General features: G+C 35.7%; 14 protein-coding genes. 10 read left to right on the top strand and 4 right to left on the bottom strand.

Annotated features, from left to right (window positions below; all coding sequences use genetic code 11):
• Nucleotides 1-185: 185 nt before the first annotated feature.
• The 3 genes from LVD47_RS20655 (at nucleotide 186) to LVD47_RS20645 (ending at nucleotide 2,080) form a co-directional block, all read left to right on the top strand.
• Nucleotides 186-650 carry a DUF1573 domain-containing protein gene (locus LVD47_RS20655; protein WP_236980284.1) on the top strand — a complete coding sequence of 155 codons (465 nt, stop codon included), beginning with the start codon at nucleotides 186-188 and terminating at the stop codon, nucleotides 648-650.
• 84 nt (nucleotides 651-734) lie between these two features.
• Nucleotides 735-1,496, top strand: coding sequence for a peroxide stress protein YaaA (gene yaaA, locus LVD47_RS20650; RefSeq protein WP_236980281.1), 762 nt, complete (start codon nucleotides 735-737; stop codon nucleotides 1,494-1,496).
• A 275-nt stretch (nucleotides 1,497-1,771) separates the two neighbouring features.
• Nucleotides 1,772-2,080, top strand: coding sequence for a hypothetical protein (locus LVD47_RS20645; RefSeq protein WP_236980279.1), 309 nt, complete (start codon nucleotides 1,772-1,774; stop codon nucleotides 2,078-2,080).
• A 19-nt stretch (nucleotides 2,081-2,099) separates the two neighbouring features.
• Here LVD47_RS20645 and LVD47_RS20640 read toward each other — a convergent pair whose 3' ends face one another.
• From LVD47_RS20640 to LVD47_RS20630, 3 genes are all read right to left on the bottom strand, one after another.
• Entirely contained in the window at nucleotides 2,100-2,879 is a 780-nt protein-coding gene (locus tag LVD47_RS20640) for an NIPSNAP family protein (RefSeq protein WP_236980277.1), read from the bottom strand.
• A 190-nt stretch (nucleotides 2,880-3,069) separates the two neighbouring features.
• Nucleotides 3,070-3,822, bottom strand: a complete 753-nt coding sequence (locus tag LVD47_RS20635) for an NYN domain-containing protein (protein ID WP_236980274.1) — start codon at nucleotides 3,820-3,822, stop codon at nucleotides 3,070-3,072.
• A gap of 21 nt (nucleotides 3,823-3,843) precedes the next feature.
• The gene (locus LVD47_RS20630; RefSeq protein WP_236980273.1) at nucleotides 3,844-5,343 is read right to left on the bottom strand and encodes an acyl-CoA dehydrogenase family protein; all 1,500 of its coding nucleotides are present in this window, start codon (nucleotides 5,341-5,343) and stop codon (nucleotides 3,844-3,846) included.
• Nucleotides 5,344-5,878: 535 nt separating this feature from the next.
• Here LVD47_RS20630 and LVD47_RS20625 point away from each other — a divergent pair.
• Entirely contained in the window at nucleotides 5,879-6,904 is a 1,026-nt protein-coding gene (locus LVD47_RS20625) for a nucleoid-associated protein (protein WP_236980271.1), read from the top strand.
• A 64-nt stretch (nucleotides 6,905-6,968) separates the two neighbouring features.
• Here the strand turns inward: LVD47_RS20625 and LVD47_RS20620 are convergent, their stop codons facing one another.
• Entirely contained in the window at nucleotides 6,969-7,412 is a 444-nt protein-coding gene (locus tag LVD47_RS20620; RefSeq protein ID WP_236980269.1) for an RrF2 family transcriptional regulator, read from the bottom strand.
• A gap of 473 nt (nucleotides 7,413-7,885) precedes the next feature.
• Here LVD47_RS20620 and LVD47_RS20615 point away from each other — a divergent pair, with 473 nt between their 5' ends.
• The 6 genes from LVD47_RS20615 to LVD47_RS20590 all read left to right on the top strand — a co-directional run bounded on the left by LVD47_RS20615 (nucleotide 7,886) and on the right by LVD47_RS20590 (nucleotide 13,482).
• Nucleotides 7,886-8,188, top strand: coding sequence for a hypothetical protein (locus LVD47_RS20615; RefSeq protein WP_236980267.1), 303 nt, complete (start codon nucleotides 7,886-7,888; stop codon nucleotides 8,186-8,188).
• A 77-nt stretch (nucleotides 8,189-8,265) separates the two neighbouring features.
• Nucleotides 8,266-9,138 (top strand): sulfite exporter TauE/SafE family protein, encoded by an 873-nt coding sequence (locus LVD47_RS20610; RefSeq protein ID WP_236980265.1) that lies wholly within the window; start codon nucleotides 8,266-8,268, stop codon nucleotides 9,136-9,138.
• 79 nt (nucleotides 9,139-9,217) lie between these two features.
• Nucleotides 9,218-9,769, top strand: coding sequence for an RNA polymerase sigma factor (locus tag LVD47_RS20605; protein ID WP_236980263.1), 552 nt, complete (start codon nucleotides 9,218-9,220; stop codon nucleotides 9,767-9,769).
• A 57-nt stretch (nucleotides 9,770-9,826) separates the two neighbouring features.
• The gene (locus tag LVD47_RS20600) at nucleotides 9,827-10,702 is read left to right on the top strand and encodes an RNA polymerase sigma factor (protein WP_236980261.1); all 876 of its coding nucleotides are present in this window, start codon (nucleotides 9,827-9,829) and stop codon (nucleotides 10,700-10,702) included.
• Between the two features lie 106 nt (nucleotides 10,703-10,808).
• Nucleotides 10,809-11,306, top strand: a complete 498-nt coding sequence (locus LVD47_RS20595; RefSeq protein WP_236980259.1) for a (2Fe-2S)-binding protein — start codon at nucleotides 10,809-10,811, stop codon at nucleotides 11,304-11,306.
• Between the two features lie 7 nt (nucleotides 11,307-11,313).
• Nucleotides 11,314-13,482 (top strand): xanthine dehydrogenase family protein molybdopterin-binding subunit, encoded by a 2,169-nt coding sequence (locus LVD47_RS20590; protein ID WP_236980257.1) that lies wholly within the window; start codon nucleotides 11,314-11,316, stop codon nucleotides 13,480-13,482.
• Nucleotides 13,483-13,607: the final 125 nt, after the last annotated feature.

Genomic DNA, 13,607 nt, shown 5'->3' with positions numbered 1-13,607 from the left:
CTACAATTCCAATATTAATTCTACTCTGGAATAAAGAAGCCAATTTTAATTTTACTACTTTATTCCTAAAATCCAATACTTGATTTAACGTTTCTTTTAGACCATTTTTTTGATTATATTCGTTAGATACCTGTACATTAGCTCCATACAAGTGAGTGTATTTATTCAAAAATTTAATATAAATCATGAAACACATACTTTTGACACTAGCCCTTTTCGCTGCTGTTTTCACCTTTGCAGAAGCGCAAAACAGTAATTTAAATGATTCGGAAAAAAATGCCGTTTTTGATTCGGAAAAAGAAAAACCAAGTCTGGAGTTTGAATCCAAAACCATAGATTATGGAGAGATTGAAAAAGGATCAGATCCGTACAGGACATTCAAATTCAAAAATGTAAGTAATGAACCAGTTGTAATTAAAAACGCAAAAGGATCTTGTGGTTGTACGGTTCCTGAAACGCCAAAAGAACCTATTATGCCTGGTGCTTCCAGCGAAATCAAGGTAAGGTATGACACGGAAAGAATTGGTACATTTGCCAAAACGGTCACTGTCAATACCTCCAGTGATGAAACCATTGTCCTGAATATTAAAGGGAAAGTATATAAACCCGAAGATAAAAGCGTACCGAAACAAGACAAAACAGCATTCTAAAAAATTATAAATCTATTTTACCACCCTTGGAAATGAACAAATTTTCAAGGGTTTTTTTATATATAATACTAAAATACAGTAACAATGATCGCTATCCTCTCCCCTTCCAAGACACTTCGTGACACATCCATACCAAAAGAAGACAAAACCCTTCCGTTATTTCCCGAAGAAACAGCCCAATTAATGACCAAGCTCAAGTCACTGTCCAAACCAAAAATCAAAAAGCTAATGAGTATCAGCGATAATCTCACCAAATTAAATTATCAACGGTATAAGGATTTTGACACTAAATTTGAAACTAAAAAAGGTGAACCGGCCATTTATTCCTTTTTAGGCGATGTATTCCAGGGCCTGGAAGCAGAAGATTTCTCCAAAACAGATCTTGATTTTGCTGAAAGCCATCTCTATATTCTTTCCGGCCTTTACGGTTTACTTAAACCCAGTACTGTTATCCAACCTTATAGATTGGAAATGGGAACCAAATTAAAGTCGGGAAGAAAAAATAACCTATACGAGTTTTGGAATGAAAAACTGACAAAAGAAATCAATGAATCACTTGCCAACCACAAGGATAAAACCCTTGTAAATCTGGCATCCAATGAATATTCCAAAGCCATTCATTTTAATAATATTGATGGAAATGTACTCGAGATAAACTTTAAGGAATGGCGAGATGAACAATGGAAGTTCATATCATTCAACGCCAAAAAAGCCCGGGGGATGATGGCTAAATATATGATCAAAAACCAACTTACTGAACGACAAGACCTGAAAGGGTTTGATTATGATGGTTATGCCTTTAATGAAGATCTTTCATCGGCCTGGGAGTGGTATTTTACTAGATAAATGCAGCCATTCCATTAGCGCTTGCCAAATAAGTTTACGCTGACCTATCATAAAAACAAATGTCTAAAATTTCCTATTCCCTACTACAAAATACACAAAAAAAACTGCACACTTTGGGAACTAAATTAGTGAATCTGCCATTTTGTTATTTTGATAATAGTGGTTAACTGTTTTCGCCGGAAATACCGTATTAATCACGAACAAGTACTTAAAGTAATTATTGTAAAATACTTGGGGTATTTAATTATCAATTTTTTGAATCAAATTGAATTGTTATGAACACAAAAAGATTATTCAAACAAGGTGATCGGGTTCAAAAAAAGACAGGTGGGCCCGTTTTGACAGTTCAGCGATACATTAACGAATATAATCCCTGGATTGGTTGGCACAAAAGTAAAAACACGGTAGAGTGCAGTTTTTGGCATAGCAGAAAAGGTTATCAAAAAATTATACTCCACCAAAATAATCTCGTAAAGCTATCCAATACAAAGAATGCGACATTTAATGCACATTCTCATTTTTCTAACAATTTTGATCAAACCAGGAGAAATCAAATTACAAAAGGTTTACCGGAAAACCGGTAAACCTTTTACTTGTTATCTATTATATATCCGAATAATCCGCAGGAGTCAACAACATGATGTCAGAGCCTGAAACGTTATTTTGGTATTGTTCCATAACCTTCATTTTATTCCATTGATCATCCGCACGAAAGGCATCCCAGTGCATCTTTTCGGAGTCCAGATCCTCGAAAGTAGTCATATACATAAGGTTTGGCATTTTACTCCCGGCAATAACCTCTCCATAGAAGACAGCGTTGAAACCAAGACGTTCAAAAATATCGATCTCTCCGTTATTGAACATGTGTACTTTATTGGCAAACCTCTCTTCGGTAGCACTTTCATAACTTCTTAATTCATATACCCGCTTTGACTTTGGGTTATTCAGGTCCGGCAATTTATAGCCCCGCATTCCTTCGAATGCTTGTAAAAGGATAGTCTCTATTCGCTGGTAAGGGGCCCTTTCCGGAGAAGCAGTAATATAACTCTCACCTTCCGATAAATATTCCTTATCATTTTTCACCTTTTGATCCACTTTCATTTTGTGACTCAGAGACTTGTAAGGACTAAAAACATAAATTACCTTTCCAAAGGTAGGATCTGAAGGAACAGGTTTGAATACACCTATGTGATCAACACCAGCTCTATGCATTGCGGGTATAAATGCTTTTTCAAGATATTGATCCAATACAGTTTCTTGTTCCGGCCTTTCAATATGATATATTTTAATTTCAAATAAATCACGCTTTTGTGCTTTTGCTATTGAAACAAAAACCATCAAAAAAATCAACCCAGTCAAAATTCTAAATAATTTAATATTCATTTAATGTTTTAATTAAAAGTTTGTAAAAAATGAAAGGACAAAATTCAATTTGATTAATTTATCCTTTTACAAGTTTAACATTTAAAAGCATATTTACAAAAAAGTAACACGTCATTTGAAAAGCGCTCTGAGATAAACTTGAAATATTAATTATCATGCGATTAATGCCAGACAACGGACTCTAAACCCATTACTTGATCTTAATATAGATATGCCTGCTATTTTTACTCACTTCTTTCTGGTCTATTTCAAAAGCATTTGTACTTTTTATTAGTGGAAGCAATTTAGGAAATCCATAATTCCGGGGATCGAAATCAGCCTTTTTCTTAAGCAATAAATTACCTAGATCCCCTAAAAAGGTCCACCCATTTTCATCGGCTAGATCAGAAGAACTGGTTGTCAAAAATCTAATAAAATCAGCATCTATTTTATTAAGAGGGCTAGTCAGTCCTTCTTTTCCCGGTTTTAACTTACCTTTTTTGACACCTTCTGACTCTTCTTTTCCAGTAGGTTGTTTTAAAATTTCTAGGTAAATAAATTTCTCACAGGCCGTAATAAAAGGAGTAGGTGTTTTCTTTTCTCCCATTCCTATCACTTTCATACCTGCTTCTCTTAGCCTGATAGCTAATCTGGTAAAATCACTATCGCTAGATACAATACAAAAGCCATCCACTCTTTCTGAATAAAGAATATCCATTGCATCAATAATAAGAGCGCTATCTGAGGAATTTTTCCCCCGGGTATAACTATATTGCTGAATCGGCGTGATAGCATTTTCCAATAATACGCTTTTCCAACCTGATACGGTTCGCTTTGTCCAGTCTGCATAAATTCTTTTTATAGTAGGTATTCCATTTTTAGTAATTTCCTCCAACATTTCCCGGACATTAGAATATGGCACATTATCAGCATCTATTAACACAGCTATTTTATAATCTTTCATAAATTAATTTTTAATTTTACACTAGGCAAATTCCATCCAGTTACTGTTGCCACCTATTTCACAACTAACTTTCACCGATGTATGTGATTTGATTGAGTTCGTAAGATTAGAAATTTCCTGTCTAATTATTTTCAAACAATTTTCAGCTAATTCAATATTAAAACCTGTATTCTTAAGCTCTACTACATTATTTGCTGAAACCACTCTAGCGATTATTTTTCCTAAATCAATCAATTTCCTTTGAGTAATATTATTACTTATAGGAAAACTTAATTCTCTTTTAAAATATTGAGCTCCCATGCAAGTTTCACTTTTTTGACTTAAGAGTGTCCACAAATCTTTTGTTCTAAATTTCTTTAATTCATTGATTATGCTTGCAGCTATTTGTGTATACAACATTTCATTGGCACCTTCAAATATTCGAAAAGGACTGCTATCCATAATTCCCTTTCCTGCCAAATGACTCATTCTGTATCCCTTAGCACCGGATAACTGTGCATGCGCTTGTGCTGCTTCTTGCATTAAATCAGTAACTAAAGCTTTTGTGCTGTTTGCCTCAATACCCCGGCTGGATGCATCTTGGTCGATATCACTAAGGGCACTATTCTTCACACAAAAAGCTGAACAAATCGTAAATGATGATTGTATTTTAGATAATTGAAATTGTACCTGATCAAAATCAAATAGTCTGTATTTGCCAATAATTCTGGTTTTACAATGTTCTATAGAATCATCTAGTATCCGTTTAATAAATCCCATGGCCATTCCAGGAAATTGCAAGCGACTTCTATGTAAAATATCCATCATCATTTTTAATCCTGTAGACTTTGGTTTTAGCCTTTTTTGAGACGGAACTTTAATATCGACTTTATTTCTGCCATACGGGATCATTAACAATCCCGCACTATCATAATACTCCAATACCTCTACCTTTTGGTTTTCCCTGGATTCATCTGAAATAAAAAAATCAATATCCCGTCGAAGGACTCCTTTTCTGTCTTTATTTCTTGAAGCGATGATCCAATAATCTGCCATACCTGTCAATCCTTGCCAATGCTTTATCCCTTTAATAATATGGTTGTCTCCCTTGTTCTGATTGAATGTTTTCATATTAAGTGCATCACTCCCATATTCAGGCTCTGTAATCATTAAACCTCCCATTGCCCCTCTTTCTAAGAAATTATAATAGATTTCACCTTTGACCACTTCATCTCCGTACTTCGCCAACGGCTCAAGAAATAAAGCTATATTAATTCCCAATGCCAAGGATAATGGCAATGAATGATAGGATGTAGCAGCCAATAAACCAAAACACTCTTTAGCGGATGTTCCCCTCCCACCGTATTGCTGAGGCACACAAATAGATAACGGTTTCAACCCAACAACTTCTTTCAAAATTTTCCCTTGGAAGGTCTTTGAAGGGTTTAGGTCTCTATTACTAAAAATCATTTTCAGTGCCATCTCATATCTATGGATAAACAAGGAAAAAGGAATCGGAGACAAACATGATATCGTACTCATAGATAAAAATCTTTATTATTCTATTTTTCCTATCAACTAGATGGTAAGAGAAAATAAATTGGATAAAATGATCAAAAATCAGAAAACTAAAATTAGATGCCTTCACTAGAATTGTGAAATAAAGAAATAATTCAATACACCTGAAATTCAGATAAATTATCTTCCTAAAGGTAATACTTTTTAATTACCTAATTTACTTTTCAAGATTTACATTGTTTCCGTCCGATCACTCTAATGAACAATGATTGAACTTTAAGATTTGACCTTTATTACAGAATTTCATCCTAAATTTCATTTTAATCAGCACTATACACCATCTATATTCTTACCTTTCAGGCCTCAACCGGTAAAAAAATGATCTTTCCCTTTCCAAAAGTTACCTAATACCTACATTCGGATGTTACCATTTATAAATTTAAAATCGATCATTTTCATTCAAATAATCTACTAAGATTCTTATTTTTTTAACGAACTATTTTAACTCGCATTAAATATTATCTTTACCCACAATTACTGGATTCTATAATAAATGAAGATGATAGGAATCGAAGATTCTCGCATTAGCTGTATTACTCATCATAAAGTTTCTCCAGATGAAACAGAAATAATCTTAAGTAATTCTATACTTGAATATTCAGAAGAAAGTGAAATTAACACTCTTAAAAAAGCCTTTCTAAAACCCTTTATGACTATAGCTGAAACTTTTGAATTTCACCACGATGTGGACCTTGATTATAATGTGCTCTTCCAAATTATACAAAATATTGAAATGGGAGATGACTTTGCAGAAGGGTCCTACCATATTCTACAACACTTGATTTCTTGTTCACGTCACCCGAATATTAAAGGTGGAGACGTATTTACAGCTATGATCGAAGAGGTCCAATACAATAATCAAATAGTGGATGCTATTGGAATTTTCAAATTTGAAGAAAAGGATCAATTTATAGATACCTCTGTAAAAGGTAACCGGGCACACCTTACATTTCGCAAAGTTATCGGCAGCAAAAAACCCGATAAAGGATGTTTGATACTACTCACAGATGCCCCTTATACTATTTTGATTATTGACAACCCCAGAAGAGAAACGGATTACTGGCAAAATGAATTTATCAACCATAAGCCAAAAGCAGATCATGTAAATAACACAAATCAAACATTGTCCATGACCAAAGAATTCATCAACTCCCGGATTACTGAGGAGTTTGAGGTATCTAAAGCTGATCAAATCGATTATTTGAACAGATCAGTTGATTATTTCAAATCACATGACAACTTCGATAAAAATGAATTTGAAGAAAATGTATTTCGTGATGAAGGTGTAATCCAATCCTTTCAAGAATTTGATCAAAACTACCGAAAAGAAAGGGATTTACAATCACCAGACCATTTTGAAATATCACCCCAAGCAGTTAAAAAACAAGCGCGTGCATTCAAAAGTGTTCTTAAACTCGACAAAAATTTTCACATATATATTCATGGAAATCGTGAATGGATCGAACAAGGAGTCGATGAAAATGGACGTAAATTTTATAAAATTTATTATGAAAAGGAACAATAAGTGATAGTTTATTACATTTCTAAGACCTCCAGAATAATAACCAATTAAACCAGGATATGGATGATTATTTTGAAGTTAATTCCTTTAATATCTTTTCTCTGTCAACCAGGCTTTTCAACGTATATTTTTTAAAGATATTCACTGATTCGTCTCTCACTTTTTTAAAAGCTTCGCGCAAAGAACAGGTTTCTTCATCCTTGCATTCATCACATCGCTCATAAAACCTATACGTCACACAGGGCATTAAAGCAATAGCCCCGTCAAAAAGTCTAAGTACCTGAGCCATATTTACTTTTTCCGGGTCTTTTCTGAGATAATAACCTCCACCCCTGCCTTTTTTACTACCTAAAATACCCGCATTTTTCAAATCCAGCAAAATAGCTTCAAGAAACTTTTGGGGTATACTTTCTTCCTCCGCAATTGTACTTATCAAAGTAGGACCTTCTCCATATTTGCGAGCAAGATGAATCAAGGCATTCAGTGCATATTTTGATTTTTTTGAAATCATATTCGGACAAATATAAAACTTGATACAGTAAGTATGGGGATTAGGACAAAATATTTCCGAAATATACAATTTATATGATATAATAAACATTGTCCCACGTGGATACTATGGTATAGAAAAGAGTTGACAAACCTATAAACTTTTCTGTATCAGAGAACTACATGCATAAAGCATCCATTGTAAATATCATTGATACAAAGCATAAGAAATTTTTAACATTTATTAATCTATCATTTCTATAGACTTTATATTTATATAAAGTAGTTTTACATCAGACATGACATCTTATACCATAATTAAAGTGTAGGATGCTATTTACTCGATATGAGTTTAAAATATGACAATATGAATAATATTCTACAAGCAAAGACTCGAAACATGTATGCAATAATTGCCTTACCTCACATGGATCATCTTCATTCCTCAAAAGGTTGGATATATTATTATCAACAATCCCATAAAACGAAACAATCATGAGTAACATTGAATTATTTGAATCTGCCCTGCAATTATCCTATCCCTGGAAAATCAAAGAAATTCATTTTGAAACCCATTGCAAACATCTTCACATTCATATTGATATTGAGCCGATATTTCTTATATGCTCCGAACTCATACTTTTGGACAAAGAATTAATGACCCGTCAGCCTCACAATTTCTTTAAATACCCTTGTTTCATCCATTGGGAAATTCCACGGATAATCACACTCGAAGGAGAGCTCATCAAAGGAGAACATTTTGGGGTTAAACCCCAAAAGAAACTCAATGTATCATAAATTTTACTCTATAACTATATAAATCCTATAGACTAAAATATATATAACTATCTAACCCATTTATTACAATCATCAATATGAAAAAAATATTTGCTAAATTAAAATCAGAACCACTGTGGGCCACATTCATAGCGACAAGTCTTATAGTCCTCGGAATAATTACACTTCAAGGAATCATAGGCTTTATAGGTACCTCTCAAATGGATTACCAACTGTTCTTTTGGTTTCTGATTGCGGGTTTTATAGCTCAAATCATTGACGGAGCATTGGGAATGGCATACGGTGTAAGTTCCAATTCCATTCTACTGGGGCTGGGGATTCCCCCCGCTACAGCAAGTGCCTGGGTTCATTTTGCACAAACATTCACATGCATGGCCTCCGGGCTCTCCCACCTAAAACTGGGAAATGTAGACTGGAACCTGGCAAAAAGATTGATTTTGCCCGGAGTCGGAGGGGCTGTGATTGGATCGTATTTTTTATCCAATATTGACGGTAAAGCCGTAAAACCCTTTATCGCTTTATACCTTTTGGTCATGGGGGTTAATATATTAATCAAAACTATAAAAAAACAAAAGAAAGAATTTAATGGCCGCGAAAAGACCATTCCGTACTTAGCAGCAATAGGCGGGTTTGCAGATGCGATCGGAGGAGGTGGTTGGGGGCCCATTGTCAATTCCAGCCTGATGGGCAAAGGGCAAAAGCCCAGGTTTGCAATAGGAACCGGAAATTTTTCGGAATTCTTTGTCTCTCTGGCAAGTGCCAGTACTTTTATATTCTTCATGGAAGAACTCAGTTTGGCGCCGGTTTTAGGACTTATCCTGGGAGGAGTTGTTGCTGCTCCCTTTGCTGCAATAGTTTGCAAAAAAGTCAAACCGGAAATCTTGCTTATTATCGTAGGCATATTAATTATCGGCCTTAGTATACGCACCTTTTATTTGACAATTACGTAAACACTCTCTTATCCAAAAATATTAGTTTATAATTTTTCATTAATATCTATAAATACTATAGACTAAATATTTTAATACTATGAAAAAAAGAAATCAGAACATTTCAATTGAACAACTTTATCTTCAAAATAAAGACAAAGTATATGGATTCTTATTGTTACACATTAAGGATAGTTTCCTTGCAGAAGACATACTACAGGATATTTTCATCAAGTTGTTGAGAAAGAATTCTAAGGAAAAAATACACGACGTCGAATCCTATCTCTTTGTAATGGCCAGAAACACAATAATAGATTATTGGAGAAAAGCGGCAACAAACCATCGTATTAAAAAAGAATTTTTACAGAATATTATTAACGACAACACAGACTATATCGACCCTTTTGAAACTTCTGAGCAACAAACTGCCGTAGATAATTCAATTGCCAAATTAACACCACAACAGAAAAAAGTCTTTACACTTTATCGCGATAAAGGACTGTCTTACAAAGAAATTGCAATAAAATTAAATCTGTCCAGAAATACTGTAAGAAACCATATGATAGCTTCAAGGAAAAAGGTAAAAGAATACGTTGCCAGGCATAACCTTCTCAATATTGTCTTAATAATCACACAAGTAATGCCATTTTGACTCTGGTATATAAGATACTTCATCATTTCCATTCTTAACTAATAAACAGGATCAACGATGAGTTCTAAAAACATAGAAGGGACCTCCGACTCTCAACAACAATCCAAAGTAACGATTCCTCATAATTTGTCTGAATTCAAACAAATGTTTGATCAAAACTGGGAAGAAAAAGTTTACAATTTTGCATTTGAATTCACAAAATCACGACAGGTATCCGATCGTATTGTGAAAGTAACACAGTCAAAAATATGGGAAGAAAGAAAGAGAATAACTAAAGCTAAACCTATGGAAGCATCAATCCATGAAATTGTCAAAAATTTAATCTTCAATCATTTTCAATCGGTATCACGCACCCCGTTAAAAAGGAAGGAACTATGGGCTTACTTTCTTGAAAAAAATATAGAACACTTGTGGAAAAAGTTTATTAAAGGGGATAAAAAAGTTTTCAAAGATATCTACCTCTACTTTTATCCCAATCTATACGGTTATGGAAAAGTGATATCCAATGATACAGATACTATAAATAATGCCATCCATGACCTGTTCCTGAGATTATGGGAAAATCCGCCTAAACAAGTTCAATCAATAAAAGGATACGTCTTTATATCTTTTCGGCGTCAACTTATCAGATTATTAAAAACCTCCAGCCGTCAGTTGAAAGTACTGAATGACCAGTGGCCAATGGAACAATCTACCCCTAGTCCTGAAGAAAACCTGATCAATAGCGAATTTGAAATAGAAATTAATTCTTTCATTGAAAAAATATTAGATGCTCTTCCCTCAAGACAGAAGGAAGCTATTTACTTAAAATATTTCGAAAATAAAAGCACCATTGAAATAAGTGCCATTATGAATATTCGAGAAGAGGGGGTCCGAAATTATATGTATATAGGAATTAAATCTTTACGAAAAATACATACTTCATCAAATTGATTTCCACTCAAAACGGTACTTCAAAGGAAAATAATCCATATTTCCCAACGCAAAATCCTTTTTTCATCCACAGTTTAAAAGCTATAAATACTTATATTTAAGAAAAATGAATATGGTTAATAAAAGTGGAGAAATTAAACAGGAATTAACCTTGAAGGTAAATGGAGAAAGCTATGCGCTTATTACAGACCCCGATACTCCATTACTTTATGTCCTAAGAAATCATTTGGAGTTAAATGGGCCGAAATATGGTTGTGGGCTCGGCCAATGTGGATCGTGCATGGTACTGATAGATGGGATAGCCACTCCAAGCTGCAGTATCCCCGTATCGGGGATCAACAATAGGAATATAGTCACCCTGGAAGGATTGGTTAAAAACAATAGTAAATTACATCCTGTTCAAAAAGCAATTGTCTCCAAACAAGCCGCTCAGTGCGGATATTGTACAAATGGAATTATCATATGTGCAGTATCCTTATTGGCCAATAATCCCTCCCCCAGTAACCAGGAAATTAAAAATGGAATGGAGCGCGTACTCTGCAGATGTGGAACCCATAGCAGGTTTGTAAAGGCTATTCATTCGGTTACTGCAAAATCAAAATAATCTTACTATGAGGCTCAATCGCAGATCATTTATAAAAAATACAGGATATGTCGCAGTAGGTTTCACCTTGTTTCCCAATGTACATTGGATATTGGATACAGACTGCGAAACGAATCATAGCCCAATAATTGATGCTCCGGCCATCCGGGATTGGATTCAAATCCTGGAAGACGGGAACATTCGGGTGATTACCGGGAAAATGGAACTCGGCCAGGGAATCCGTATTGCTATAGCTCAGGTAGCAGCTGAAGAATTAAACACTCCTATAGAAAGGATTGAAGTATTTCTGGCAGATACAGAGATTACACCCAATGAAGGATACACTGCAGGTAGCCAGTCTATTGTTCGGAGTGCCATGGCAGTCCGCCAGGCGGCAGCAGCTGCAGCCGAAGTATTGTTAGGTAAGGCTTCCGCAGAATTGGGAATAGATAAAAATGAACTGAACATCCAAAATGGATATATTATTGCAAAGAAAGACGGAGGGAGATTTACTTTCCGGGAAATACTAAAAGGCGCCCAACTCGAGGAAAACACAGATAAATCTACGAAACTCAAACCCAAAAACCAATATCGATATGTCGGACATCCTGTACCTAGGAAGGATATCGAAAAAATGGTACGTGGGAAATCGGTTTACGTACAAGATCTTCGATTCCCGGGAATGTTGCACGCCCGCATAGCACGTTCTTCTTCGTATCGATCAAAATTAATCGAATACAATCCGGACAATGCTGAAAAAATAAATGATGTAGTCAAAATAATCCGAACAAATGATTTTATAGGGGTTTTGGCCCACGAGGAATACCAGGCTATTAAAGCAAAGAGGCAATTAGAACAGGATTGTATATGGAGTAAAAACGGTTTTACCGTAGAATTTGACAATTTAAAAGATCATATTAAAGATATTGCCGAGCCGCCCGTCCAAGTTCAAAATAAAGGATCATTACATCTAACAAATAAAACGCATAAGGCCGAATACTACAAACCTTACATCATGCACGGTGCTAATGGACCATCATGTGCAGTAGCAATCTGCAAAAACGGGAAAGTACACATATGGTCACATACTCAGGGTGTTTTCCCACTCAGGGGAGCAATAGCACAACTTTTGGATTTTTCGGAAGAAGATGTGAGAATCACCGGCGTTCCGGGAGCCGGATGCTATGGACACAATGCCGCCGACGACGCTGCTGCCGAAGCTGCCATATTAGCAGTGGAGTATCCTAATCATTACATTCGGTTACAATGGGACCGAACAGAAGAGCATGGACTTGAACCCTATGGCTGTGCAATGATCATGGACCTGGAAGCCAGTCTTTCTGCAGATGGGAAAATAGACAGTTGGCAATGTAATGTATGGTCGGATAGCCACAGTACACGCCCCAGTGGCAATGAAATGAATCTTCTCCCAACAGGATCCTACAAAACCATTTCGGTAAATATTCCCCAGGGTTATCGAGGTGGTGGATACCGCAATGCAGATCCTTATTATTCCATCCCCAACTTATCTATTGATGCTCATTTTTACAATGGTCCGCTGCGAGTGTCATCTCTTCGTAGTTTAGGCGCTTTTGCCAATATTTTTGCTATAGAATGTTTTATGGATGAGTTGGCCGAATTAGCTGGCATTGACCCTGTTCAATTCAGAATACAACATATTGATGATAATCGCGCTCGCGAAGTGCTCGAGAAAGTAGTTATGATGACTTCAGGTATCACCCCAAATCAAAACCAAGGACTAGGTTTTGGATTTTCCCGCTACAAAAATTCAGCTTCTTATTGTGCTGTAGCTGCCTTAATATCAATCGAAAGAGACAAAACAATTAAAGTACAGAAGATGTGGGCTGCCATAGATTCCGGCGAAGTCATCAATCCCGATGGACTTACCAATCAAACCGAAGGAGGCATGATACAATCAGCCAGCTGGACACTTCTGGAAGAGGTCAAATTCCACCGAAACAATATAACTTCCCGGGACTGGTATAGTTATCCGATTCTTAGATTCCCTGATACACCCGAAGTAGAAGTAGAAATTATAAATCGTCCCTATGAGCCCCCTATGGGTGCCGGGGAAGCTGCTCAGGGTCCCTCCTCAGCTGCCATAGCCAATGCTGTCTATCAAGCTTCGGGCAAAAGGATCAGGAATTTGCCATTGAACAGGTATTTCAACCTGTGAATTTTGAGCCATATTTAGTAAGCTATGAGTCAAGAGTTGTTAGGTGAATTAGGGATATTCAGTAGTAAGGTACTAATGGGTTAGATAATTGAAGAAGTTTTCTTTGGCCATTCATTAAATACACC

The sequence above is a fragment of the Membranihabitans maritimus genome (genome assembly GCF_021729145.1).
GTDB lineage: Bacteria > Bacteroidota > Bacteroidia > Chitinophagales > Saprospiraceae > Membranihabitans > Membranihabitans maritimus.
Note: the sequence above shows the minus strand (reverse complement) of the source record. Positions and strands in the feature narration are given on the sequence as shown.

Coding starts and splice junctions, on each gene's coding strand:
- LVD47_RS20655 (WP_236980284.1), top strand. CDS start 186: ATGAAACACATACTTTTGACACTAGCCCTTTTCGCTGCTGTTTTCACC.
- yaaA (WP_236980281.1), top strand. CDS start 735: ATGATCGCTATCCTCTCCCCTTCCAAGACACTTCGTGACACATCCATA.
- LVD47_RS20645 (WP_236980279.1), top strand. CDS start 1,772: ATGAACACAAAAAGATTATTCAAACAAGGTGATCGGGTTCAAAAAAAG.
- LVD47_RS20640 (WP_236980277.1), bottom strand. CDS start 2,879: ATGAATATTAAATTATTTAGAATTTTGACTGGGTTGATTTTTTTGATG.
- LVD47_RS20635 (WP_236980274.1), bottom strand. CDS start 3,822: ATGAAAGATTATAAAATAGCTGTGTTAATAGATGCTGATAATGTGCCA.
- LVD47_RS20630 (WP_236980273.1), bottom strand. CDS start 5,343: ATGAGTACGATATCATGTTTGTCTCCGATTCCTTTTTCCTTGTTTATC.
- LVD47_RS20625 (WP_236980271.1), top strand. CDS start 5,879: ATGATAGGAATCGAAGATTCTCGCATTAGCTGTATTACTCATCATAAA.
- LVD47_RS20620 (WP_236980269.1), bottom strand. CDS start 7,412: ATGATTTCAAAAAAATCAAAATATGCACTGAATGCCTTGATTCATCTT.
- LVD47_RS20615 (WP_236980267.1), top strand. CDS start 7,886: ATGAGTAACATTGAATTATTTGAATCTGCCCTGCAATTATCCTATCCC.
- LVD47_RS20610 (WP_236980265.1), top strand. CDS start 8,266: ATGAAAAAAATATTTGCTAAATTAAAATCAGAACCACTGTGGGCCACA.
- LVD47_RS20605 (WP_236980263.1), top strand. CDS start 9,218: ATGAAAAAAAGAAATCAGAACATTTCAATTGAACAACTTTATCTTCAA.
- LVD47_RS20600 (WP_236980261.1), top strand. CDS start 9,827: ATGAGTTCTAAAAACATAGAAGGGACCTCCGACTCTCAACAACAATCC.
- LVD47_RS20595 (WP_236980259.1), top strand. CDS start 10,809: ATGAATATGGTTAATAAAAGTGGAGAAATTAAACAGGAATTAACCTTG.
- LVD47_RS20590 (WP_236980257.1), top strand. CDS start 11,314: ATGAGGCTCAATCGCAGATCATTTATAAAAAATACAGGATATGTCGCA.